This is a genomic window from Ensifer sp. Root31, assembly GCF_001424825.1.
In the GTDB taxonomy this organism is placed as follows: Bacteria; Pseudomonadota; Alphaproteobacteria; order Rhizobiales; family Rhizobiaceae; genus Ensifer; species Ensifer canadensis.
Map to the genome: position 1 here is coordinate 214,000 of NZ_LMCO01000023.1, position 23,719 is coordinate 237,718.

Sequence of the window (23,719 nt, forward strand, 5' to 3'; positions counted from 1 at the left end):
TCAGGCAGCAGCCTTTCGATCCTCGGCATGGACGAAAGCATTGATCCTGTCGATCACCGGGCTTGCCGATACGATGCGGCGATGGCCGTAGCCATTCGCCCAGTGAAGCTCGACATTGGGTCCGGCCGCCGCATAGCGGCGCGCATGGTCGGCCGAAACCTCCTTGTCATCTTCCGCATGGATGATCAATGTCGGAACGGCCCGCACCTCAAGGATCCTGGCCGCATCGAAATCCTCCAGCCGGCGGCCGGACAGGCGTTCGACGACGCCTTCGAAGGCGCCCTGGGTTTTGGGTGAAAGGCGAAGAACTTTTCCGAAGCCCTTGAAAAGCCAGGTCATCTCGCTCGGTGCACCGATCAGGACAAGCTTTTTTGCGACATGACTAGGCACGTCGCAAACGAGACCACCGGCCGCACAGGCAAGGCTGGCGCCTCCGAAGGAATGGCCGACGCTGACGTCAAAGCCCCCGAAATGCCGCCAGGCGGCATCGATCGCCCTGACGGCGGCCGGCATCGTCAGCGTCCGCCCCGGCGAGGCGCCATGCCCGGGCCAGTCAAGTGTTACCACCTCGGCTCCGCTGGCAACCAGCCCTTCGATCATGGTGGCGAGATAATCGCTGCGCGATCCCCAGCCGTGAACCAGCAGCACGCGCTTGGCGTTGGCGGCATTGCGCGGGCTCGCGAAATGCCGTGCTAGGACCCACCCGCCGGCATAGGAAAGCGTCACCGGCTCGCCCTTGGCGATCACCGGGACGGCAGCGGCAAGGGCCGCGCGTTCCTTGGCGCTCTTCGGCTTGCGGCCGGGCGTAACACTGAACAGTTTGAAGGCGAGCCGGCCGGCGGCCTCGGGAGAAATGACCGACACGCCGGCAAGCGCATGGCGGATGACCTTGATCGCAAAGGATGCCATAGTGAGAATCTCTTGATATGTTCGATGCTGAACATTATTGTACAACGATGAACAAAAAGCAAGTGATGAACGAACAGCATCATTTCCCCTGGGACCACCCGCGTTTTCGTAGCTGGATTGCAGTCGCGCGCGCCTGTCAGTTGATGCAGCAGACGATGACGCGCTCGCTCGCGCATCTCGACATCAAGCCGCCTCATCTCGACATCCTGATCAACCTCTATCGCTTTGACGGGATCTCGCAGCAGGAGCTTGCCCGCAAGCTGCTGGTGGGGCGGTCCAACATGAGCATGCTGCTGCCGCAGCTGGAAAAACGCGGGCTGATCGAGCGCCGCGGCGACGACAAGGACAAGCGCGTGCTTCGGCTGTCGCTGACACCCACCGGGCGCACGCTGACGGAAGAGGCCATGGAGGTTCAGACCGGCCTCATCGAAAAGTCGATGGAGGGCGCACCGCTCGAGGACTGCATGGTCGTGGCACAATCCATGGAGCGGCTCATCGCCGTTCTGCTCAGGGACGAGAACGAACTCGCCTGACTGCCGGACCGGGCACGAGCCAGTCTTTAGCTGGCTGAGCCTTCCTGTGCCTCGCGGGCTTCCGCTTCCGCCCGCTCGCGCGCGGTTCGCGAGGCGATAATGTCGGACGGCTGCGCGTTGCCTCGGATCAGCTGTCGCCCGGCATAGATGCCGCCGATGGTTTCGAGCGCAAAGCGCTCCTTGTCGAGGTCGCGGAACTCTTCGATCACATCCGCAGCTGTTTCAGCATCCTCGCCCAGAACATTCAGCACTTCAGTGCCAAAAGCGAGCGCCGATTCGAACGTCTCGCGGATCTCGAAGTCCACCCCGGCGTGCAGGAGGTCGATGGCATGACCGCGGTCGAACGCGCGCGCCAGCACGGGCACCAGCGGAAACTCCTCCTTGGCGGTGTGGGCGATCTTGATCGCCGCCGCCTTGTCGTCGACGCAGATGAGGATTGCCCTTGCGGTGGCTGCGCCTGCCGCGTGCAGGATATCGCTGCGGGATCCATCGCCGTAAAAGACCGGAAGCCGAAGTTCGAAGCGTCGCGCACGAAGTCCGCATCCTTGTCGATCAGCGAGAGCTTGTAACCGCGCGCCAGCAACGGCTGGCTGACGATCTGGCCGAAACGGCCGAAGCCGATCATCAGCACCGTGCCTTCGACATTCTCAGGCACTTCCAGATCGTCAGTCTTCGGCGGCTCGGGTTTGGCGAGACGGCCATGGATGAAGATCGCGATCGGGGTCAGCATCATCGACAGGATGATCGTCGCCGTTAGCGTCGCATTGGCTTCGGCATCGATGATGCCGGCCGAGACGGCGGCGGCATAGTGCACGAAGGCGAATTCGCCGCCCTGCGCCATCAGCACCGCCCGCTCCAGACTTTCGCTGTGGCAGGCACGCAGCAGCCGCGCGACCGCATAGATCAGCACGCCCTTCAGCGCCATATAGGCGAGCACGGAAATCACAACGACCTGCCAGTTGGCGGCGATCACCGACAGGTCGATCGCCATGCCGGCACCAAGGAAGAACAGGCCGAGCAGGATGCCGCGAAACGGCTCGATATCGGCTTCGAGCTGGTGGCGGAATGCAGACTCAGAAAGCAGCACGCCGGCAAGGAAGGCACCCATCGCCATCGACAGGCCGCTCTGCTGCATCGCCAGCGCCGAACCGAGGACCACAAGCAGCGCCGCTGCGGTCATCACCTCGCGTGCGCCCGCGGCTGCCAACAGCCGGAACAGCGGGTTCAACAGGTAACGACCGGCGATCACCAGCGCCACAAGCGCTGCAAAAGCAATGCCGATCGCCATCCAGCGCTCCGACGGCTCGCTCGCAGCCCCGCTGCTGCCAAGCAGGGTCACGAGCACCAGCAGCGGCACGATTGCCAGATCCTCGAACAGGAGGATCGCGATCATGCGCTGGCCCTTCAGCGTCGAAATCTCGTTTCGCTCCTGCAGCATCTGCATGACGATCGCCGTCGAGGTCAGCACGAAGCCGGTGCCGGCGATGAAGGAGGGAATGGGCGCAAAGCCGAGCTCTAACCCGACACCGGTCAGGCCGGCAATGCAGGCGAGCACCTGTGCCGCGCCAAGGCCAAAGATATCCTTGCGCATGCTCCAGAGCTTCGACGGCTGCATTTCCAGCCCGATGATGAACAGGAACATCACGACGCCGAGTTCGGCCACATGGAGGATCGCCTGCGGCTCGGTGAAGAAGCGCAGGCCGAACGGGCCGATCACCAATCCAGCAATGAGATAGCCGAGCACCGACCCGAGCCCGATGCGCTTGAACAGCGGCACGGCAACGACACCGGCGGTCAACAGCACGACCACCTGCATCAGGTCATTCGCATCAGATGCTTCGGCCAATAGACCCTCTCCTTTTCAGATGGTTCAGCGTGGCTTTTCGGTCTTGTCGCGCGACATGCCCTTGTCGGCGAGTTCCTGCTCGTAAGCCGCAAAAAGCTCCTCGCCCTCCTCGCCCAGCTCGCGGAGATAGGTCCAGGTAAAGATGCCGGTATCGTGAAAATCGTCGAAGCCGATCCGCACGGCGTAGTTTCCGGTCGGCTGCACCGAGATGATCTGGACGTTGCGCTTGCCCGGCACGGTCACCCGCTGACCCGGTCCATGCCCCTGCACCTCGGCAGACGGCGAAAGCACCCGCATCATCTCCGCCGAAAGGTCGAAGGTTGCGCCGTCATTGAAGGCGACGACGAGGCGGTGGCGATCTTTCGATACACGCAGTTCCGTCGGCCAGATTTCGCTCATGATGTCTGCTCCTGTTTTCAAGCTCACGCTTAACTGAAGAATCGCCCGTGGAGAATTACCCGGCTTTTCCAATCAACACTTTGCGACAGGATGCGCCTTGACGCGACCACGTTTGCTGGCGACATTGAAGGGGCTGGGAGAAAGACATTTGAACACAGCAGCGATAGTGAAAGCCGGCGCAAGGCCGCTTGAGGACAGAACCGCCCCGATGATCGATCCGTTCGGCCGGGCGATCACCTATCTGCGCGTGTCCGTTACCGATCGTTGCGATTTCCGCTGCACCTATTGCATGGCGGAACACATGACCTTCCTGCCGAAGAAGGATCTTCTGACGCTGGAAGAACTTCACCGGCTCTGTTCCGCCTTTATCGCCAAGGGTGTGCGCAAGCTGCGGTTGACCGGCGGCGAACCGCTGGTACGCAAGAACATCATGTTTCTGGTGCGCGAACTCGGCCGCGAGATCGAGGCCGGGCGCCTTGATGAGCTGACGCTGACGACCAACGGTTCGCAACTTGCGAAACACGCCGCGGAACTGGCCGATTGCGGCGTGCGCCGCATCAACGTCTCGCTCGACACGCTCGATCCCGCGAAATTCCACCAGATCACCCGCTGGGGCGATCTCGGCAAGGTCATCGAAGGCATCGACGCGGCCCAAGCCGCCGGCATCAAGGTCAAGATCAATGCCGTTGCGCTGAAAGGCTTCAACGACGCCGAGATCCCCGACCTGATGCGCTGGGCGCACGGTCGCGACATGGACCTGACATTGATCGAAACCATGCCGATGGGCGAGATCGAGGAAGATCGCACCGATCACTACATGCCGCTGTCGGAAATGCGCCGGCAGCTTGAGCAGCAGTTCACGCTGTCCGACATCGCCTACAAGACCGGCGGACCGGCCCGTTATGTCGAGGTCGCCGAAACCGGCGGCCGGCTCGGCCTCATCACGCCGATGACCCATAATTTCTGCGAAAGCTGCAATCGCGTCCGGCTGACCTGCACCGGCACGCTTTACATGTGCCTCGGCCAGAATGACGCCGCCGACCTGCGCACAGCACTGCGGGCCTCGGACGACGACGTGTATCTCGGCCAGGTGATCGACGAGGCAATCGGCCGCAAGCCGAAGGGCCACGACTTCATCATCGATCGTGAGCACAACCGCCCGGCCGTTGCCCGCCACATGAGCGTCACCGGCGGCTGATCCGCCCTCTTCTCCCCGCCAGCGGGGAGAAGAGCACGCGTGGCAGCGCTCTCGCCTCCCTTGAGCCTTGAGCCTTGAGCCTGCGCGGCGGGCCGGACAAAGGTCAACCGCTACGAAGTGAGTCGGGCAAGGATGCGCGATCGACATGTTGGGAATGGCGCCGTAAACGAGCCGAAGCAGTCGAAAACCTGTCGCGTGGCACGTGCCCTCTCCCCGTCTGCGGGGAGAGGATTAGGGTGAGGGGCAGCCGGCAGATGCCGCCCGCCGGCTCGCTCAAGCCGCGTAGTTCGATCCATAGCCACGGCCATAGGCCTGGCTCGCGACCGTCGAGGTACCGGTCTTGAAACGCTCGATCTTTTCGTTGAGCGCCTCGACCTGCCGGCGCAGGCCGTGGATCTCGGCGGTGTTTTCCTCCACCATGGCCGCATTCTGCTGGGTGAGCAGCTCGACCTCGTGCACCGCCGAGTTGACCTCGTTGAGCCCCGTATATTGGTCGGCGGCGGCGGCCTCGATGTTGCTGACGAGCTGATGGATGGTGCCGATGTGGTCGTTGATCACTGCAAGCGCGTCGCCGGTTTCCTTCACCAGCGCCACGCCGCTTCTGACCTGCGCCGAACTGTCGGAAATCAACCCCTTAATCTCACGCGCAGCACCAGCACAACGCTGGGCGAGCTCCCGTACCTCCTGCGCGACCACGGCAAAGCCGCGACCCGCCTCGCCCGCCCGCGCCGCCTCGACGCCGGCATTGAGCGCCAGAAGGTTGGTCTGGAAGGCGATCTCGTCGATGACGCTGATGATCGTGCTGATCTTCTCGGACGAGCGGTTGATCTCCGCCATGGCGTCGATCGCCTTGGCGACGACCTGGCCAGAATGCTTGGCGTAGGAATTGGTCTCGTCGACCGAGACAGTGGTCTTGCGGGCGCTTTCGGCCGTCGAGCGAACGATCTCTGTCAGCTGGCGCAAGGCGCGCGAGCTTTCCTCGAGCGCGGCCGCCTGCTGCTCCGTCCGCCGCGCCAGATCGTCGGCCGAGGCCGAGAGATTGCTGGTGCCGCCGGTGATCTCGCCGGTCACCATACGCACATCGCTGAGCGTGGCGCGCAGTGCCTCGACAGCGTTGTTGTAGGTGCGCGCCATGATCACGTAGTCGGCCGGCAGGTCTTCCGCCATGCCTTCTTCGAGATTGCCGGCGGCAAGCTCCGCCAGCACGTCAGAAAGCGCGTTAAGCGCCTGCATCTGTTCGGCCTCGATCCTGGCACGCTCTTCGGCGCGGCGGGCTTCGTCTTCCGCCGATAACGTACGGGCGGCCTCCGCCTCGCGTCCCAACCGGACGTTTTCGACCGCGTTGTCGCGGAACACCGCTACAGAACGCACCATGTCGCCGATCTCGTCGCCGCGGTTGCGGCCTTCGATCGCCACGTCGAGATCGCCGTTGGCAAGCCGGGTCATCGTCTCGGTCACGCGCTTCAACGGGCCGCGCAGGGTCTCGACCAGCATCAGGCCGCCGACGATTGCAAGCAGCGTTCCGGCCACCATCGCCACGATCGACATGTCAGCCGAACGCTGGCTGTCGACCTTGCCGGCTTCCTGGGCGCTGCTGACGAAGCTTTCCAGCGTCGCACTCGCACCGGCAACCAGTGTCGAGGCCGCGGTCTTGGCTTCCTGCCAGCGCCCGCCGACGTCGATCAGCGCGGCCGTGCCCTTGTCGATGTTGTCGAGCGACGGCTTGAGCTTGGCCGGCAGGTCACGCAGCGCGGCATTCTTGCCACCAAGCTCCGACAGTTTCGCCGCGCTGTCACGAACGGCCTGAATATCGGCCAGCACCAGATCGCGGCCTTCCGCGTCGAGCTTGCGGTGTAGCTCGCTGATATGCAGCCGCGTGCTGTCTAGCCCCTTGAAGGTATCGCCCATCAGCGCGATCAGCGTCTTCAACTGCGAGATCTCGCTGTCCATGCCGACGAAACGCTTGGCGGCTGTGTCGGAGTTCTTGGCCGCTTCCTTGGCGAAGTCGGCCTCGTATTTCGAGAACTTGCTGAGGATCGGCACCAACGCGTTCTTCTTGGTCTCGCTGTCTTCAGCGCCGGCAAGGATCGCCTGGACCTTCAGCGCCAAATCCTTCAGCTCGGCAATCGGCTTTTGAACCTTTTCGGAAGCGATCGTCTCGGCGTCCTCGATCTGCTTGATGAGGTGCGGCAGCAACTTGCCCGCCTGATCGATCTTGGCGTCGGCGTTCGCCGCCATCGTCACCGGTAGGCGGAATTTCTTGATCCGCTCGGCGATCCCCTGATAGGCGGCGGCATCGAACAGCAGCGCCTTGGCAAACGCTTCCTTCTCACCCGATTCCTTGCGGATGATGTCGATCTGTTTGTAGGCGCTGTTGCCCTGCGTCGTCATGTCTGTCAGCGCCGCCTCGAGCGAAGCCGTCACCTGATCCTGTTCGACCTTGATCGACCAGAGCTTTTCGGTCTGGGCGCGCATGGCTTCACCGAGCGACAGCACGGAGGCGATCTCTGACTTGTCAGCCTCGCGCGTCAGTAAGCCGTCAAGCGAACGGACGCCGCTTTCCTGTTCGTCGATCTGGGCGCTGAGCGCCCCTCGCGTTTCTTCGCTCGGCGCATCGGCAAAACTCTGGAGCGCGCTGCGCAGCGCCTGGAAATCCGAGAGATTGTTGATGGTTTCGCGCGTCACGGTCATGTGGCCGTTCAGCGTTCGCGCCGTGAAGAAGCCGATGAGGCCGATACCCGCGATCAGAGCCACCAGAGGAACCACGAAGAGCAGAACCTTCGTGACGATTCGCAGTCGCTGTAATAGACGATCGATGAAAGACATTGCGGACCCCAGATTATTCTTATGTGAGACATGTCCGCGCGGTGGCTTCTTCTTGCTGGAAGCACGGGTGAAATATCGGCGGAAGCACCTCCCAGGCCCCGACCGACATCTCTGGAATGACGCGCCGCCAAGGTTCCGGCGCACGCCATCCACCGATCGCGTCATGCGATTGGAAGCGGAATCATCGATGACGATAGGCAGTGAAACTTAAGATTCCGCGAATAGAAACCGGTTCGGGAGAACGCATTTTCTGCACGGCGGACAGTCTTCGTCCGGGTTGATCTCGCCATTGCCCGAAAATTCTACTTGCGCTGGAAGAAAAATCCGCCGTCGGCGGGTTGGTGTTTGCACAAAATGGCGGCCGATGCTTAAACGGTATGCGAGATCCGGCAACGGATTCGCCTTCCCATCCGCCGTCAGGTTTCCGCCCGATCCGGCGCCGCAGGACAGCCCGCATGCAATCCTCCAGCAATTTCCGCGGCATCGTCTTCATGTGCCTGGCGATGGTCGCCTTCTCCTGCAACGACGCCTTGGTGAAATCGGTGACCGGGGCGATGAATGTCGGCCAAATCCTGTTCGTGCGCGGGCTGCTGACCACCTTGATGGTGATCGTCATCGCCCGGCATTTCCGGGCATTTCGTCCGCTTCGCACCATGATGAAGCCGGTCATCATCCTGCGCATCATCATGGAGGCGCTGGCGTCCATCACCTACATCTCGGCGCTCGGACAGATTCCGCTCGCCAATGCATCCGCGATCATGCAGGCGCTGCCGCTGGCCGTGACGCTCGGCGCCGCCGTATTCCTCGGCGAGCCGGTCGGCTGGCGGCGCTGGACCGCCATCTTCGTCGGCTTCATCGGCGTGCTGATCGTCCTTCGCCCGGGGCCGGAAGGTTTTACACCGGCCGCACTCACGGTCGTTGCCTGTGTCTTCTGCACAGCCACGCGCGATCTTTGCACCCGCCGCATCGACCACGACATCCCCTCGCTCTACATCACGGTGACGACGGCGCTCGTGACGACCCTGGTCGGTGCCGCAATGATCGTACCGCTTGGCGGATGGCAGTCGATGTCCTCGACCACGCTGACCCACATCGCTGCCGCAAGCCTGCTTCTGATGGTCGGATACCAGACGATCGTGCTTGCCATGCGCGGTGGCGATATCTCCGTTATCGCGCCCTTTCGCTACACCAGCCTGCTGTTTGCGATCACGATCGGCATTTTCTTCTTCTCGGAGAAGCCGGATGCATGGATGCTGCTTGGTGTTGCCGTGATCATCGGTTCCGGCCTCTACACCTTCTATCGCGAGAGCCGGCGCGGCAAGAAGCCGATAGCCCAAAGCTCGCTGACCGGACCGCTCGAATAGGAACAACGAAAGCCCGATGCCAACAGTCAAGACACCAGATGCGAGACACCCACCGTGGCCGGCCGTGATCCTTGCCGGCGGGCTTTCACGCCGGATGGGTCATCCGAAGTCCGGATTGAGCCTCGGCGGAAAGACGATGCTATCGCGGATTATCGACAGGCTCCGGCCACAGGTCGCAAGCATCGCCATCAACCTCAACGGCGCAGCCGAGCAGAAGACGATCGTGGGGCATCCTGTCATCGCCGATACCGTGCCCGGCTTTCTTGGCCCACTCGCCGGTGTATTGACCGCCATGCGCCACACGGCCGCCATCACGCCGGCAGCAACGCATGTCCTCGTCGTGCCCACCGATACGCCCTTCTTCCCGCACGACCTCGCCCAACGCCTGACCGATGCGATGACGCAGCGCGAGCAGATTGCCGTTGCGTTATCCGATGACGCCCTGCATCCGCTTTTTGCCCTATGGCCGGTCGCGCTCGCCGATGACCTAGAACACTGGATCACAACCGACCCAAAACGCCGCGTGCGCGCCTTCATCGAGCGCCATCCATCGGTCACGGTCGATTTTCCGATGACCACCACAGCCAGTGGATTGTTCGACCCCTTCTTCAACGTCAACACACCAGACGATCTGCTGCGGGCAGAGGAATGGCTTCGCATTCTCGGGGAGAACAGCGCATGACTGCGACGAAAATCTTCGGCATCGCCGGCTGGAAGAATTCCGGCAAGACCGGGCTTATGGTCCGGCTTGTCAGCGAACTGACACGGCGCGGCTTCGTCGTCTCGACCGTCAAGCACGCTCATCATGACTTCGACATCGACAAGGTGGGCGCCGACAGCTACCGCCACCGGGAGGCAGGCGCCCACGAAGTCACGATCGTGTCAGGCACGCGCTTCGCGATCATGCATGAACTGCGCGGCGGGCCGGAACCGAGTTTCGAGGAAATCATCGCCCGGCTCGCCCCGTGCGATCTGGTTCTGGTCGAAGGCTACAAGCGCGAGCCGATCCCGAAGATCGAGTCCCGTCGGCTGGAATCGGCCAACCGCGAACCTCTGGCTCCGACCGATCCGCATATCTGCGCCATTGCCGCCGATCACCCGGTTACGGACACGGATCTGCCCGTGTTCGATCTCGACGACACGAATACGATTGCCGATTTTGTCGAGCGCGTGACCGGCTTGCAAAGCAACAGCGGCGCTCGTTAACGCCGTCATGTCATTGCTGAGCAAGCGAAACGCAGGGCTTACCCGCGCGAAGTCACGACACGCGGTCGAACAGAGTCAGTTGGTGGCGCCGACTGTCATTTCATCGGGAATATCGTTGAGGCGGACGAAGCTGTAGCCCTTTGCCTTTAAGTCGAGAATACCGCGAGCGACGCCGGCGCCGGCGGCGTGCGTCGGCTGGTTGATATGGGCGATGATGACGTCGCCGTCCCGGGCGTTGCGGATGCGCTTCTCTGCCATGGCCGCCCCGAGCAGCGACCCGCCGTCGCCATTTACGGAATAGCCGGCGATGCGGTAGCCCATTTCGCGGATCTGGCTCATCGAGGTGTGGGTGTATTTCGCCGTCGCGCCGCGGAACCAGCGTGGTGCGGCAAGGCCATGCGCCTTGATTGCGGCCGCGCCACCGTCGACCTCGGCCGCAACGGCAGCGCTCGAGCCTGCCGCAGCCAACCCATAGACAGAGACCTTGATGTCGATCGGCGGCACATGCATGGCGCCATGATCCTCGATCTCGAACAGGTCCGGGTGCGCCTTCATCATCTCGACCACCAGCCCGTTGCGCTTCAACCAGCGCGCCGTCACAAAGATCGTCGCCGGAATGCGGTTCTCGATCAGGGTTCCGAGGATGCGCATGTCGGTTGCGCCGCTGCAGGCGTCAAGCGTCAACGCCACGCGCGGAGGTTGGTCCCTGCCCAAAGGATTGCTCGGAAGCCGCAGGTCCGGTTCGACGAGTGCCGGCGCCGCAGTGGCGGACTGGGCAAACAGGGCAAGGGAGGCAATGAGAAGAGCAGCGGTTTTCATGGCAATCCGGAATGAAGAAGAAGAATGGAAACGGCAGAAACCCGCCCTGTGACGGGCGGGTTTCCGAAGATTTTCGCGGGCGACTGTGCCCGCGCTTTGATCAGCGCTGGGCGACCGGGCGAACCAGCGGCGTCACGCGGCGAATGGTAACGCGGCGGTTCTGCTGCTCGGCGACCTCGGTGCGAACCTTGAGGAAGCGCTCGCCATAGCCCTGCGTCACCAGGTTTTCGGCAGGAATGCCGTAGACCTCGGTCAGAAGCGAGGCGACCGATTCGGCGCGCTGGTCGGAAAGCACCAGGTTCGAGCGGTCGGAGCCGACAGCGTCGGTATGACCTTCGATGAAGAAGGTTTCACCCGGATCCTTGGCCAGCACCTTCTCCATGGCGGCGGCAACGCTGCGCATGGTCTTTGCCTGCGACATCGACACTTCGGCACTGCCCGTCGGGAAGGTGATGGTGTCGAGGTCGATGCGGCGAACCTTGTCGCGCAGACGCGCGGAGTGCCGCACTTCGTCGATCGTATAGACGCGCTCTACGCGCTCCACCGGCGGTTCGGCCAGGAAGTCGTAGTAGTCACGGTCCGGATCTTCGGAAACATCGGCGATGTATTCGCGAACCGGGATGCGCAGGCGCATCGGCGGCAGCTCGTAGCCGACGTCGATGATCGCCGGACGCGGACCTTCGTCGCGCTCAGGCGCGTAGATCATCAGGTACTCGTTGCCATCACGGTCGACACGCGAGCGCTGCAGGATGTCGCCATAGCGGTTGTAGACCGTGACGATCCGGTAGCCGCCGGGACGAACGATGGTTTCGCGGGTGCGGCCACGCGGCAGCTCGTCGTAGAAGGTCTCTTCCGCATCGCGGCGAAGGCGTGGACGATCGTCGCCGCGAACGAAGATCTGGTCGCCAACGCCGAGGATGACGCGGTTGTCAATCTCCTGCACCACCTCCACATTGGTGACGTTGTTCGTCACGTTGTTGACGGTCGTGTTGTTGTTGATCACCGTGTTGTTGACAATGGTGTTGTTGACGATGTTGGTCGTCTCGGGAACGGCGAATACCGGCACTTCCTCGACGCGCGTGCCCTTCTCGTTCAGGTTCGCTTCGATCTTCTGAGGCAAGTCAGCCTGAATCTCTGCCGGTATCTGCGCCTGCGAAGAGGCGTCATCGGTCGGCGCCGGAGCGGCTTCTTCCTGCGCACGCAGTTCTTCGCGCTGCTTCTGTCGGTCTTCGCGCGACTTGTTGCCGCCGGCATTGTCGGCGTCCTTGTCGCTGTCGAGAACGGCAGCGCCGTTTTCAACCGGCAGAACGACAGTTTCGTCTGACGCCGCGGGATCTTCGGCGATCTTCTGCTTTTCTTCCTCGGTGCGGGTGTCGACCACCTCCGGTACTGGCTGGACCTGAGGCTGCTGCTCAGCCGTCGCCGGCTGCTCGGTGCCCGGAGCCGGCTGTCCCTCGCCTGTCTGCGGCTCGGTTTGAGGCTCGACGGCGGGTGCTACGGCTTCGCCGGCATTCTGCCCGTCGGTTGCAGGCGGCTGTTCACCGGCGTTCTGGCCTTCGGTCGCCGGCGGCTGACCGGTCGTCGCTTCGCCACCAGCCGGCGGGCAAGCGGTGGATGCATCCTGGCCTTCCGGCACGACGCACTCGCCCTGCTGGGCCTTCTTGGCTTCATCGGCCTGGCGCTTGGCTTCTTCCTCGGCGGCCTTCTGCTGCTCGGCCGCCTGGCGGGCGGCTTCGTCCGCAGCCTTCTGCTCGTCCGCGGCCTTCTGCTGGGCTTCGCCTTCGGCAGCCTTCTGCTCGTCGGCGGCCTTCTGGGCTTCGGCGGCCTTTTCCTGTTCGGCAGCCTGGCGCGCAGCTTCGTCTTCGGCCGCCTTCTGCTGTTCGGCGGCCTTCTGTTGTTCTGCCGCCTGACGGGCCGCCTCCTCTTCGGCAGCCTTCTGGGCTTCGGCAGCCTTTTCCTGCTCGGCGGCCTGGCGTGCGGCTTCTTCTTCAGCCGCCTTCTGCTGCTCAGCCGCTTGCTGTTCCTGCTGTTTCCGCGCGGCTTCCTCTTCCGCAGCTCGCTGCGCTTCGGCAGCCTTCTCCTGCTCGGCGGCCTGGCGTGCGGCCTCTTCCTCGGCAGCGCGCTGCTGCTCGGCCGCCTGGCGGGCAGCCTCCTCTTCGGCGGCCTTCTGCTGTTCGGCGGCCTGCTGTTCCTGTTGCTGGCGCTGCGCTTCGGCTTCCGCCGCACGCTGCTGCTCCTCAGCGGCCCGCTGTTGTTCTTCCGCTGCGCGCTGCTGCTCTTCCGCCTGGCGCTGCTGCAGCAGAAGCTCTTCTTCCGATGGCTGCCCGCTTCCTTCCTGCGCCACTTCGAACGGCTTCATCAGGCTGTCGGCAAGGGCTGGTTGCACCGCAAGCGACACCGAGAGCACCGGTAGCGCCACGGTTGCGAATAGTCTGGATCGAATCGACATAGTCTTCCTTCCTCGTCCTGGGAGGTCCCTTACCTGCCACTGTTACCCACCGGACAGCCAGTTCGGCAACAGGGGGTAGGCGTGAATTCTCAAGGGCCTTGATCCAAGCTTCCGGCTTTTTTGTGTTGCCGGCCAAACGAGCCGCCAACCCAACGCCCGCACCTCAGATCGGTTCCCGTAATAGGGCTAACCAAAGCAAGATTAACCGCCCCTGAACGCACCGTTCATGTTCGCTTGGATCATGGCCAGTGCAATCTCCGGTCGAAATTCTTTTCCCGGCGAGCGTTGTCGCTTTCCAGTTGATTTTTGCGGGAAAACAGTACGAATATCGCCTCAACCGGTGGCAAGCGCCCCGGTCAAGATAGGCATCCGTGAAGAACAAGAAACCGGATGTCGGCCAACAGAGAGGACTATCATGCGTATTTCCAGACGGCTGGCAGCCGCCGCATCGGCTGCCGTTTTCGTGCTCATGGCTGGCTCTGCCATGGCAGATGGCGAAAAGGTCGTTATCGGCACGGAAGGCGCCTACCCGCCCTTCAACAATCTCGAATCAGACGGCACGCTGACCGGCTTCGACGTCGACATCGCCAAGGCCCTCTGCGTCGAGATGAAGGTCGAATGCACGTTCGTGACGCAGGACTGGGACGGCATCATTCCGGCACTAATCGCCAAGAAGTTCGATGCAATCATCGCCTCCATGTCGATCACTGCCGAGCGCAAGGAAAAGGTCGACTTCACCAACAAGTACTACAACACGCCGCCGGCGATCGTGGTGCCGAAGGATTCGCCGATCACCGAAGCAACCGAGGCAGCACTTGCCGGCAAGTCGCTTGGTGCTCAGGGCTCGACCACCCACTCCAACTATGCCGAAGCGCATATGAAGGAAGCGGACATCAAGCTCTATCCGACCGCTGAAGAGTACAAGCTCGACATCGTCAACGGCCGCATCGACGCGGTGATCGACGACGTCGTCGTTCTTTCCGAGTGGCTGAAGTCGGCTGACGGCGCATGCTGCAAGCTGCTCGGCACGCTGCCGGTTGATCCTGTCATCAACGGCGAAGGCGCCGGCATCGCGGTGCGCAAGGGCGATGACGCGCTGCGCGAGAAGTTCAACAAGGCGATCGAAGCCATCCGCGCCAACGGCAAGTACAAGGAAATCAACGAAAAGTACTTCCCGTTCGACGTTTATGGCAGCTGATCGACGGCTTCCGGCCTGTTTTCCTAGTGAATCATGCCGGAAAAACGTTGGTTGATGAAAAAAATGCAACGGCGGATGGCTTGCCCTTCCGCCGTTTTTGTTTGACAAGAAACTAAAACATAAGCGCGATCCATATCCATAAGAACAGCGCAAAGGGGAATTCTCTGACATGAGCGGGTTGTTTACCGGCTTCTACTCGATCCTAGCCTGGATCGGCTCCATCGTGGATCCATTGTGCGGCCCTGTCGGCGTCTTTCGCTGGCTGGCACCCGGTACGCTCCTTGCCTGCGGCGACGCCGGCTGGGGCGACGAGATCGCCTACGGCTTCGTTGTCACCGCAAGCCTTGCCATCGCGACCTTGCCGGTCGGCCTTCTGATCGGCTTCTTCGTTGCACTCGGCAAACAGTCAGAAGAGCGCACGGTCCGCCTGGCATCGAACATCTACACCACCATCTTCCGCGGTCTGCCGGAACTGTTGACGCTGTTCATCGTCTACTACGGCCTGCAGATTCTGGTGCAGCAGCTTCTGGCATCGTTCGGCTACGAAGGGCCGGTCGAGATCAACGCCTTCTTTGCCGGCATGATCGCGCTTGGCGTGGTCTTCTCGGCCTATTGCTCCGAGGTTCTGCTGTCGGCCTTCAAGGCGATCCCGCATGGCCAGTACGAGGCGGGTGCGGCACTCGGGCTCCATCGCGGCCGCACCATGCGGCTGATCATCCTGCCGCAGCTCGTGCGCATCGCCTTGCCGGGCCTCGGCAATCTCTGGATGGCGCTGCTCAAGGATACGGCTCTGGTCTCGGTCGTCGGTCTGCCCGACATCCTGCGCCAGACCGGCATTGCCGCCCGCGTCACCAAGCAGGCCTTCGAGTTCTTCGGCATGGCCTGCATTCTCTTCTTGGTGCTGGCCATGGTTTCGTCGATCATATTCTCGAACCTTGAACGCTGGACCAAACGCGCGGAGATGGGTCGATGAGCTTCGTCGAAACGATGATCCCGCCGCAAGCGCCGCCACCGGCGCCGCCCAAGCCTTACACCCTGGCGCGCTTCGTCGGCAGCGTAACGCTCGGCATCTGGCTCGCCCTCGGCGTCGGCGTCTTCCTGACTGTCGTCAACGGCTGGGATCCGGCGAAATTCGCCAAATACGGTCCGAGCTTCCTGTCGGGTCTTGGCGTCACCTTGATGCTGGTCGCCTGCTCGGTGGTGCTCGGCGCCCTCCTGTCGCTGCCGGTCGCGCTCGGCCGCATGTCGAAGAACAAGATCTGGTCTTGGCTTGCCTATGGCTACGTCTACTTCTTCCGCGGCACGCCGCTGATCGCCCAGCTCTTCCTGATCTACTACGGCCTCGGCAGTTTCCGCCCGCAGCTCGAATCCGTCGGCCTCTGGTGGTTCTTCCGCGAGGCCTGGAACTGCGCCCTCTTTACCTTCACGCTGAACACCGCCGCCTACCAGGCGGAAATCCTGCGCGGCTCGATCGAGAGCGTGCCGCGCGGTCAGCGCGAAGGTGCAGCCGCCCTCGGGCTGCCGGAGCGCATCGCTTTCTACAAGATCATCCTGCCGCAGGCGATGATCGTGGCGCTGCGCCCCTACGGCAACGAGATCATCCTGATGATCAAGGGTTCGGCCATCGTCGCGATCGTCACCGTGTTCGACCTGATGGGTGAAACGCGCCGCGCCTTTTCGCGCACCTTCGACTACCAGATGTATGTCTGGGCGGCGATCCTCTATCTCCTGATGGTGGAAGTGCTGCGCAATATCTGGGCCTGGCTCGAAAACCGCCTGACCCGGCATCTGAAGCGCTAAAGCGTTATCTCGCCAAGACCGAGTTGAAATGAAATAGCGTGGCAGCACTCTGCATGGAGTGCTGCCAAGCTATTGTTATTACGCCTAAAATTTCATATTGAAGCAAATATTAGAACTTGATTAATAAATCAAGCGTTTCATCATAAAGACCAACCTTTGCGAGAAGTGAGGTTCATATGACGAACGAAATGGAACTGCAGCTGAAGGGCTACGGCGTGACCACGGCCCAGATCCTCTACCGCATGCCGGATCATCCGACATTCCTGCAGACCTACATCTGGCAGCACTACGACATCGCCCCGGATTTCCCGGAGATGCGCAGCTTCCTGAAGTTCTGGCAGGAAAAGCTGGATGGCCCGTTGCATTCGGTACGCTACGTCCACCGCAAGCTGATCTCGGCCACCGAATGGCGGGCACTCAACGGCGAGTTCATCCTGCACTGAACCCGCCCTCCGCTGCATCAGGTTTCTATTGAGCGCAAAATCATGCAGCCAGGTTGCTGCGCGCCCGGCCCGTCACACTTGACGCGCGGTGCTGTAGAGAACGACGCACCGCCGTCGGCCACAAATGCAACAATCCTTGGCGCCTATGCCGCGTCAGACATGGACCTCGCCATGGGCAAGCTCGCCCTCGCCCGGTTCCTTGTGCAGCGAGCCGTAAAGCACCACTGCGTAGAACAGCACCACCACCATGATGACGGGCCAGCCGGGCAAAGGGCCTAGCGCTGCATTCTCCGTGACATCGATCCAGGAGCGCACGTGCCCGAAGGGCTCGCCATTGGTCGACAGTTTCGGCGACGAGATCTTGAGGGCCCAGGCGAGCAGCAGGATCAGGTACATCCAGCAGTAGTTGCGCTGCAGCCGGCGGCACAACGCCTCGCGGTAGCTCATCAGGAACGCCGGTTTGCGCAGGCTCTTGGCAATCGACGCGGCCCAGTTAAGGTTGGCAGTGCCGTCCGGCGCCAGGATCTGCGCGAAATACCCGCGCTCGAGCTGGCGCACGCGGGCGCGGTAGACGTCGAAGAAGCGATAGCGGCGAGCCTCGATCAGAAGCAGTAACGTGATCAGCAGCATCGCGAACAGCAGCACGCCGTGATGGGAGTTGGGCGTCGACAACGATACCGACAGCAGGGCGGCGACCACGGTAATCGCCCAGTTGGACGTGCGGTCGATGCGATCCCGCCAGCCGGCCATCCGCCCCAATTCGCCGCGATAATAATGCACGACGGCATTGATCTGCTCCTGCGAGGTCTGGGGCAGTGGCGGGCCCTTCGGCTCCTTGATTTCCGTGCCCACAAGCAGCGGACTGAGTTCGGCAGCCATCGGCATTTCCTCCGTCTTTTCTTGTTGTTGCGATCATGAACCCTTTCCCCCTCCGGATAAATCCCGTGCTCGCCGCCGGCCGTCGTTTTTTGCATTTTCGGCGCCCCGGAGACCCAAGGATCTCGGCGGGCTGCATCTTGCGGCGCATTGCCAAAAGCGGCCTTCGGACGTAAGAAGCGCGCATGACCCAGAACACCACGAAAATCGACGAGGAAGCGCTGGCGGAAGCCTACAACCGCGCCCTCACCCTGGAAAAATCCGGCAACTTCGATGCCGCCGCCGATGCCTATGCCGAAGTGCTGGCGCTCGATCCCGAGGATCACGGCGGCGCATCCGTGCGGCTCGCCTCGATGGGGCGCGGCGAAACACCGGTGAAGGCGCCGGACGCCTATGTCGCGACGCTCTTCGATCAGCATGCCGACGTGTTCGACAACGTGCTTGTCGAGCAGCTTGGCTACTGCGTGCCGCTGCTCGTGCGCCAGCGCCTGCAGGCGCTCGAACTCGGTCCTTTCAACCGCGTGCTCGACCTTGGCTGTGGCACGGGCCTGACCGGCGGCGCCCTGCGCGACATGGCCGAAGACATCACCGGCATCGACCTCTCCGAAAACATGGTTGAGATCGCCCACGAGAAGGAGCTCTACGACACCCTCTACGTCGCCGAAGCGGTGGACTTTCTCGACGACAACGACGACGAACCCTTCGACCTGATCGTCGCAACCGACGTTCTGCCCTATATGGGCGCGCTCGAGGCATTGTTCTTCGGCGCCGTCGACAATCTCGTACCCGGCGGCCTGTTCATCTTTTCGAGCGAAACGTTGCCGGCCGAGATCTTCGCCGGTCGCCCCTTCATGGTCGGCGCGCACCAGCGCTTTGCCCATGCCGAGACCTATCTGCGCGAACGCCTGACGGCGACCGGTTTCGAAGTGATCGAAGTCGGCGACATCACCGTACGCATGGAAGAAGGCGAGCCGATCGCCGGCCACCTCGTGATCGCCCGCTTCAAACCTTAAGCAGAAAACAAAAGCTTGCGAGGGAACAGGCGTCCGCCTGTTCCCTCGCCCCTTTCGCGCACCCGCGCCATCGGCTAAACCTCACCCAGAGCAATCGGGAGTGTTTTGGAAATGGCAAAGGTCGCATTCATCGGTCTCGGCGTGATGGGTTACCCCATGGCCGGCCACCTTAGGGTACGTGGCGGACACGAACTGACGGTCTATAACCGCACCTTCGCCAAGGCCGAGAAGTGGGCCGCCGAGTTCGGCGGACGTGCAGTCAAGACGCCGGCGGAAGCGGCCGATGGCGCCGATTTCGTCTTCGCCTGCGTCGGCAACGACGACGACCTGCGCTCGGTCACCACAGGCAAGGACGGCGCCTTCGAAACGCTGGCGGCTGACGCCATCTTCATTGATAACACCACGGCCTCGGCCGAAGTCGCCCGTGAACTTTACGAGGCGGCCCAGGCCCGTGGCGCCCATTTCGTCGATGCGCCCGTGTCCGGCGGTCAGGCCGGCGCCGAGAACGGCGCGCTGACGGTGATGTGCGGCGGTGACGAGCCTGCCTTCGAGCGCGCCAAGCCGGTGATCGACGCCTTTGCCCGCATGGTCGGCTTGATGGGACCGGCCGGCGCCGGCCAGATCACCAAGATGATCAACCAGATCTGCATTGCCGGTCTCGTCCAGGGCCTCGCCGAAGGCATTCACTTCGGCAAGAAGGCCGGTCTCGACATCGAGAAAGTCATCGACGTCATCTCCAAGGGCGCTGCAGGCTCCTGGCAGATGGAAAACCGCCACAAGACGATGAATGCCGGCAAATATGATTTCGGCTTTGCCGTCGACTGGATGCGCAAGGATCTCGACATCGTGCTGACGGAAGCGCGCCGCAACGGCGCCAAGCTGCCGGTGACCGCCCTCGTCGACCAGTTTTATGGCGACGTGCAGGCCATGGGCGGAAACCGCTGGGATACGTCTTCGCTGCTCGCTCGGCTGGAAAAATGAGCCTTTCGCCGACCTCGGGCGCCGGCGACATCATCGAGCACTTGCGGACGCTGCGTTCGCAGGAGAACCTCGCCGGCATGGCACGGTTCGGCATCGTCACCGAGACGGCGCTTGGGCTCTCGAATGTCGAGCTCCACCGGATCACGCGGCTGGTGAAGGTCAACCATGCCCGCGCGCTCGAACTATGGCAGTCCGGCATCCGCGAGGCACGTATTCTCGCCGCCTTCACCGCCGACCCGAAGACGTTGACGCTCGATGATGCAAGGCTCTGGGCCGATGATTGCAATTCCTGGGAGGTCGTCGACACCATCGCCGACGTCTTCGTGGCTGCGCGCTTCGAACAGGTCCTGATCCCGGAGTTCGCGGCGGACACCCGAGAATTCGTTCGCCGCATCGCATTCGCGATGATCGCGACCGCCGCGGTGCATCTGAAGAAGGAGCCGGATGCAAGCCTTCTTGCCTGGCTGCCGCTGATCGAGCGCCACGCCAAAGATGAACGCAACTTCGTCAAGAAGGCGGTCAACTGGGCGCTGCGCCAGATCGGCAAGCGCAACGCCGCCTGTCATGGTCCTGCACTGGCACTTGCCCAAAAACTCGCAGGCAGCACCGATCGCACAGCAAGGTGGATCGGCAAGGACGCCCTGCGTGAACTGAGCAGCGACAAGGTATTGGCGAGGCTCGGTGTCGTCGGCGCCAGCACGGATCGCGCTCAATCCTAGATCGGATCGCCCAACACAAGACGGCTGCTTTGTCGGGCGCAAACCGAACGATCCGGGTCTTCTCAAGAGCTTGACGAATCAAAACGGCAACGCCATCCTTCCCTTGGCGTGACCTTCGCCTAACCTCCCAAGGCCTTCCTCAGCATGGTCTTAAACGGAGGCAAAGGGACTTCTGTCTCGGGCTATTGTCTTGGTCCGATCGTTTCGGACGTGGTTGCTGGGGAACTGACGTCCGCGACGTGAAAGGCCCGACAATGACAAAAAATGGAAATCTCAAGCGCCGCGTCCGTGCTCGCGCAGCCAAAACGGGCGAGTCCTATACATCAGCTCTCAGACACGTTCGGCAAACATCCCCTGATCATCCCGGCGCCAAATCGGTGCGTTTGGCTGTCGCGCAAACGTCGCTCTTCGACGACCCCCACGACATTTCAGGCCTTCGTGCCAGCGGAATGGAAATGCGACGCCTCATGCGGGAAGCACGCGAGACCGGCGCGCGCCTAATACATTTCCCCGAGGGAGCAACGTGCGCGCCCAACAAGCGCATCATGTCTGAAACCGGTCCCAGAGAGATCGGCCCATCCGATTGGAGCAGGTTCGAATGGACGGTTTTGCGTGAGGAGCTAAGCGTAACCAGCCAGCTAGCGAGAGAACTCAAGCTGTGGACGGTATTTGGCTCGGTCCATCAACTCACGCCACCACATTGCCCGCATAACAGCCTTTATGTCGTTTCCGATCACGGAGAACTGGTGACGCGCTACGACGAGCGCATGCTGTCGAACACGAAGATCTCGTTCATGTACGCGCCAGGGAAAATCCCGGTGACATTTGAGGTTGATGGCGTCCGCTTCGGATGCGCACTGGGTATGGAAACGCATTATCCCGAAATCTTCCGAGAATATGAAGGGCTGGACGTCGATTGCGTCCTCTTCTCAACGACAGGCGAAGTCCCTTCCGCTGCGCCGGCTTTCGCGGCTGAGGTGCTGGGCCATGCCGCGAGCAACGCATTTTGGGTCAGCTATTCCGCCCATGCGCGCCAAAGTGTAGTCGTTCCCTCGGGAATAGCCGCGCCCGACGCTCAATGGGCCGCGCAATCTTCGTCAGACGGCACCCCCGCAATCGCTATCGCGGATATCAATCCCAATCCGGAGCATCCTGCACGGCTATGGAGACGAACGGCCGGGCCGATCTTTACATGCCGCATCAGATCCACAGTGATCCAAGGAGCGACGGCCGCAACACATTCTAAGCGGCGTTCTCCGCCGCCCGTTTACCAAGCCTCAATCCTCGCTGGATTTCGCCTGATCGATCATCATGTAGTCGAGCGGAAGCTCGGTCGTGTACTTGATCTGCTCCATCGCGAAAGCTGAGGAGACGTCACGGATCTCGATCTTGGCGATCAGCCGCTTGTAGAAGGCGTCATAGGCGGCGATATCGGGAACGACAACCCGCAGCAGGTAGTCGACGTCGCCGCTCATGCGGTAGAACTCGACGACTTCGGGGAATTCGCCGACCACTTCCGAGAAGCGCCGGAGCCATTCGATCGAATGCGTGTTGGTGCGGATCGACACGAACACCGTAACCTTGGTGTTGATCTTCACCGGATCGAGCAGCGCCACACGGCGGCGGATGACGCCGTCCTCTTCCATCTTCTGGATGCGCCGCCAGCAAGGTGTGGTCGACAGGCCCACCTTCTTGGCGAGGTCAGCAACAGCCAGCGTGGAATCCTCCTGCAACAGGCGCAGGATTTTGCGGTCTAGACGATCCATGATGTCCCTCTCGAATTATTTTTCTTTCTATAGCGTGAAATCGACAAAGATAAAGAATATTTTTTCAGACAATCAACAGACCGACGCGCTCGCGCAGGAACGGCAAAACCTCCGCTTCGAACCACGGATTGCGCTTCAGCCAGCCGGTATTGCGCCAGCTCGGATGCGGCAATGGCAGGATCGCAGGCATGGCGTTGCGCATGGCGTAACGACGCCAGCCGACGACGGTCGCGGTCATTGATTTCGGACAGTCCGGCCCGATATGCCAGCGCTGCGCATAGTGACCGATGGCCAGCACCAGCTCCACCTGCGGCATCGCCGCCATCACGCTCGTGCGCCAATAAGGCGCGCATTCCCGCCGCGGCGGCAGATCGCTGCCATGGGCATCGTAGCCGGGGAAACAGAACCCCATAGGCACGATCGCCAGCTTGTCCCTGTCGTAAAACGTCTCGCGATCGACAGCGAGCCATTGCCGCAGCCGGTCGCCGGAGGCGTCGTTGAAGGGCAATCCGCTTTCATGCACCCGCAGGCCCGGTGCTTGACCCGCGATCAGCACCCGCGCGGAGCTGGAAATGACCGCAACCGGTCGCGGCTCGTGCGGCAGCCGGTCTTCCGCCCCGCGCGCCGGCTGGTCGCGACAGATACGGCAGGCGGCGATAGCGGCGCGAAGTGCTGCGAGATCATCCCGTTCCTCACCCATCGCCGATCCTCGCAAACAGCGCCGATAGGTGGTCGAACAGCCAAAGCCGGATCGCCTCAAGCCAACCGTCAACCACATGCGGCGCCTCTTCCGCATGGCGGTTGCTGCGGCGCCAGGCCTGCGGCCGGGTGAACTCGCCGGCCCAAAGCCCGACCCTCTGCCTTTCGGCCGTTGCCTCCTCCTTCTGATAGCGGCCGTAGCTCACGGCATAGCCGGTCGCCACCATCTGGCGCCCGACGTCTCGCCCATTGGTCTCGCAGGTGCCGAGATCGCGGCCATATTTGTCGCGTCCATGCAGGCGACACAGCGTCGTGCCGCCCGAGACCATTGCCTTCAACCGCTTGCGGGCATCCGCCCCACAGTCCCACTCCGCTCCATCGCGTCTGCAGGTCTGGCCGATCTCGGGCGCATCGATGCCTTCTAGGCGTATGCGCCGGCCGTCAAGGCGCAGGCTGTCGCCATCGCTCGCGGTCGCAAACCCCGAGAGTTCTCCTGTCACGGTCCGCTCTGGCGGCGGCAGTTGCGAGGCGACATAGGCGCCGGCGCAGAGCAGCAGGAAAATGACCCAACCGCCGATGGTCCCGATGTGCCCGGCAGGCGCGCCCTTTCCGCCTCCGCCCGTGAACCGATATCTCGATCTGCCCGATCTCAACTTGTCCGCATCCCCTTGTTTT

At 62.3% G+C, this 23,719-nt stretch carries 21 protein-coding genes and 2 pseudogenes; 13 read left to right on the forward strand and 10 right to left on the reverse strand.

Annotated features, from left to right (window positions below; all coding sequences use genetic code 11):
* On the reverse strand, positions 1-909 hold the full coding sequence (locus tag ASD00_RS21075) for an alpha/beta fold hydrolase (RefSeq protein WP_025427248.1): 909 nt from the start codon (positions 907-909) through the stop codon (positions 1-3).
* A 47-nt stretch (positions 910-956) separates the two neighbouring features.
* Here ASD00_RS21075 and ASD00_RS21080 point away from each other — a divergent pair, with 47 nt between their 5' ends.
* Complete coding sequence (locus tag ASD00_RS21080; RefSeq protein ID WP_025427249.1) at positions 957-1,442, forward strand: MarR family transcriptional regulator; 486 nt, start codon at positions 957-959, stop codon at positions 1,440-1,442.
* A gap of 26 nt (positions 1,443-1,468) precedes the next feature.
* Here ASD00_RS21080 and ASD00_RS21085 read toward each other — a convergent pair.
* Positions 1,469-3,288 (reverse strand): annotated as a pseudogene (locus ASD00_RS21085) (monovalent cation:proton antiporter-2 (CPA2) family protein).
* A gap of 24 nt (positions 3,289-3,312) precedes the next feature.
* On the reverse strand, positions 3,313-3,687 hold the full coding sequence (locus ASD00_RS21090) for a DUF971 domain-containing protein (RefSeq protein ID WP_057208701.1): 375 nt from the start codon (positions 3,685-3,687) through the stop codon (positions 3,313-3,315).
* Between the two features lie 148 nt (positions 3,688-3,835).
* Between ASD00_RS21090 and moaA the strand changes: the two genes are divergently transcribed.
* A complete protein-coding gene (gene moaA, locus ASD00_RS21095; protein ID WP_025427252.1) occupies positions 3,836-4,885 on the forward strand; it encodes a GTP 3',8-cyclase MoaA in 1,050 nt (349 codons plus the stop codon).
* Positions 4,886-5,158: 273 nt separating this feature from the next.
* On the opposite strand, the gene ASD00_RS21100 is transcribed toward moaA, so the two are convergent.
* Positions 5,159-7,711 carry a methyl-accepting chemotaxis protein gene (locus tag ASD00_RS21100; protein ID WP_025427253.1) on the reverse strand — a complete coding sequence of 851 codons (2,553 nt, stop codon included), beginning with the start codon at positions 7,709-7,711 and terminating at the stop codon, positions 5,159-5,161.
* A 455-nt stretch (positions 7,712-8,166) separates the two neighbouring features.
* Between ASD00_RS21100 and ASD00_RS21105 the strand changes: the two genes are divergently transcribed.
* The 3 genes from ASD00_RS21105 to mobB are packed head-to-tail and all read left to right on the forward strand — an operon-like array spanning position 8,167 to position 10,281.
* Entirely contained in the window at positions 8,167-9,075 is a 909-nt protein-coding gene (locus tag ASD00_RS21105; protein ID WP_025427254.1) for a DMT family transporter, read from the forward strand.
* 16 nt (positions 9,076-9,091) lie between these two features.
* Positions 9,092-9,757: a molybdenum cofactor guanylyltransferase MobA gene (gene mobA, locus ASD00_RS21110; RefSeq protein WP_051509168.1), complete on the forward strand. Its 666-nt coding sequence runs from the start codon at positions 9,092-9,094 to the stop codon at positions 9,755-9,757.
* The gene (mobB, locus tag ASD00_RS21115) at positions 9,754-10,281 is read left to right on the forward strand and encodes a molybdopterin-guanine dinucleotide biosynthesis protein B (protein ID WP_025427256.1); all 528 of its coding nucleotides are present in this window, start codon (positions 9,754-9,756) and stop codon (positions 10,279-10,281) included. Before mobA ends, mobB begins: the two co-directional genes overlap by 4 nt.
* Before the next feature lie 75 nt (positions 10,282-10,356).
* Here the strand turns inward: mobB and ASD00_RS21120 are convergent, their stop codons facing one another.
* Both ASD00_RS21120 and ASD00_RS21125 read right to left on the reverse strand, forming a co-directional pair.
* Positions 10,357-11,100: a polysaccharide deacetylase family protein gene (locus tag ASD00_RS21120; RefSeq protein ID WP_025427257.1), complete on the reverse strand. Its 744-nt coding sequence runs from the start codon at positions 11,098-11,100 to the stop codon at positions 10,357-10,359.
* A 100-nt stretch (positions 11,101-11,200) separates the two neighbouring features.
* Positions 11,201-13,549, reverse strand: a complete 2,349-nt coding sequence (locus tag ASD00_RS21125) for an OmpA family protein (protein WP_025427258.1) — start codon at positions 13,547-13,549, stop codon at positions 11,201-11,203.
* Between the two features lie 415 nt (positions 13,550-13,964).
* Between ASD00_RS21125 and ASD00_RS21130 the strand changes: the two genes are divergently transcribed.
* From ASD00_RS21130 to ASD00_RS21145, 4 genes are all read left to right on the forward strand, one after another.
* Entirely contained in the window at positions 13,965-14,747 is a 783-nt protein-coding gene (locus tag ASD00_RS21130) for an ABC transporter substrate-binding protein (RefSeq protein ID WP_057208703.1), read from the forward strand.
* 169 nt (positions 14,748-14,916) lie between these two features.
* Positions 14,917-15,720 carry an ABC transporter permease gene (locus tag ASD00_RS21135; RefSeq protein WP_025427260.1) on the forward strand — a complete coding sequence of 268 codons (804 nt, stop codon included), beginning with the start codon at positions 14,917-14,919 and terminating at the stop codon, positions 15,718-15,720.
* Complete coding sequence (locus ASD00_RS21140; RefSeq protein WP_025427261.1) at positions 15,717-16,547, forward strand: ABC transporter permease; 831 nt, start codon at positions 15,717-15,719, stop codon at positions 16,545-16,547. Before ASD00_RS21135 ends, ASD00_RS21140 begins: the two co-directional genes overlap by 4 nt.
* Before the next feature lie 176 nt (positions 16,548-16,723).
* Positions 16,724-16,990 (forward strand): usg protein, encoded by a 267-nt coding sequence (locus tag ASD00_RS21145; protein WP_025427262.1) that lies wholly within the window; start codon positions 16,724-16,726, stop codon positions 16,988-16,990.
* 153 nt (positions 16,991-17,143) lie between these two features.
* Here ASD00_RS21145 and ASD00_RS21150 read toward each other — a convergent pair whose 3' ends face one another.
* Entirely contained in the window at positions 17,144-17,869 is a 726-nt protein-coding gene (locus tag ASD00_RS21150) for a DUF2270 domain-containing protein (protein WP_025427263.1), read from the reverse strand.
* A gap of 182 nt (positions 17,870-18,051) precedes the next feature.
* On the opposite strand from ASD00_RS21150, the gene ASD00_RS21155 reads away from it, so the two are divergent.
* From ASD00_RS21155 to ASD00_RS21170, 4 genes and pseudogenes are all read left to right on the forward strand, one after another.
* Positions 18,052-18,879, forward strand: coding sequence for a class I SAM-dependent methyltransferase (locus ASD00_RS21155; RefSeq protein WP_057208705.1), 828 nt, complete (start codon positions 18,052-18,054; stop codon positions 18,877-18,879).
* 111 nt (positions 18,880-18,990) lie between these two features.
* On the forward strand, positions 18,991-19,860 hold the full coding sequence (locus ASD00_RS21160; protein WP_025427265.1) for an NAD(P)-dependent oxidoreductase: 870 nt from the start codon (positions 18,991-18,993) through the stop codon (positions 19,858-19,860).
* The gene (locus ASD00_RS21165; RefSeq protein ID WP_025427266.1) at positions 19,857-20,579 is read left to right on the forward strand and encodes a DNA alkylation repair protein; all 723 of its coding nucleotides are present in this window, start codon (positions 19,857-19,859) and stop codon (positions 20,577-20,579) included. Before ASD00_RS21160 ends, ASD00_RS21165 begins: the two co-directional genes overlap by 4 nt.
* 254 nt (positions 20,580-20,833) lie before the next feature.
* A pseudogene (locus ASD00_RS21170) lies at positions 20,834-21,825 on the forward strand (carbon-nitrogen hydrolase family protein).
* Positions 21,826-21,856: 31 nt separating this feature from the next.
* Here the strand turns inward: ASD00_RS21170 and ASD00_RS21175 are convergent.
* From ASD00_RS21175 to ASD00_RS21185, 3 genes are all read right to left on the reverse strand, one after another.
* Positions 21,857-22,345, reverse strand: a complete 489-nt coding sequence (locus ASD00_RS21175) for an Lrp/AsnC family transcriptional regulator (RefSeq protein WP_025427268.1) — start codon at positions 22,343-22,345, stop codon at positions 21,857-21,859.
* A gap of 64 nt (positions 22,346-22,409) precedes the next feature.
* Positions 22,410-23,045, reverse strand: a complete 636-nt coding sequence (locus ASD00_RS21180; protein ID WP_057208708.1) for a uracil-DNA glycosylase family protein — start codon at positions 23,043-23,045, stop codon at positions 22,410-22,412.
* Positions 23,038-23,697: a thermonuclease family protein gene (locus ASD00_RS21185; protein WP_081788859.1), complete on the reverse strand. Its 660-nt coding sequence runs from the start codon at positions 23,695-23,697 to the stop codon at positions 23,038-23,040. The genes ASD00_RS21180 and ASD00_RS21185 overlap by 8 nt, the downstream gene beginning before the upstream one ends.
* Between the last annotated feature and the right edge of the window lie 22 nt (positions 23,698-23,719).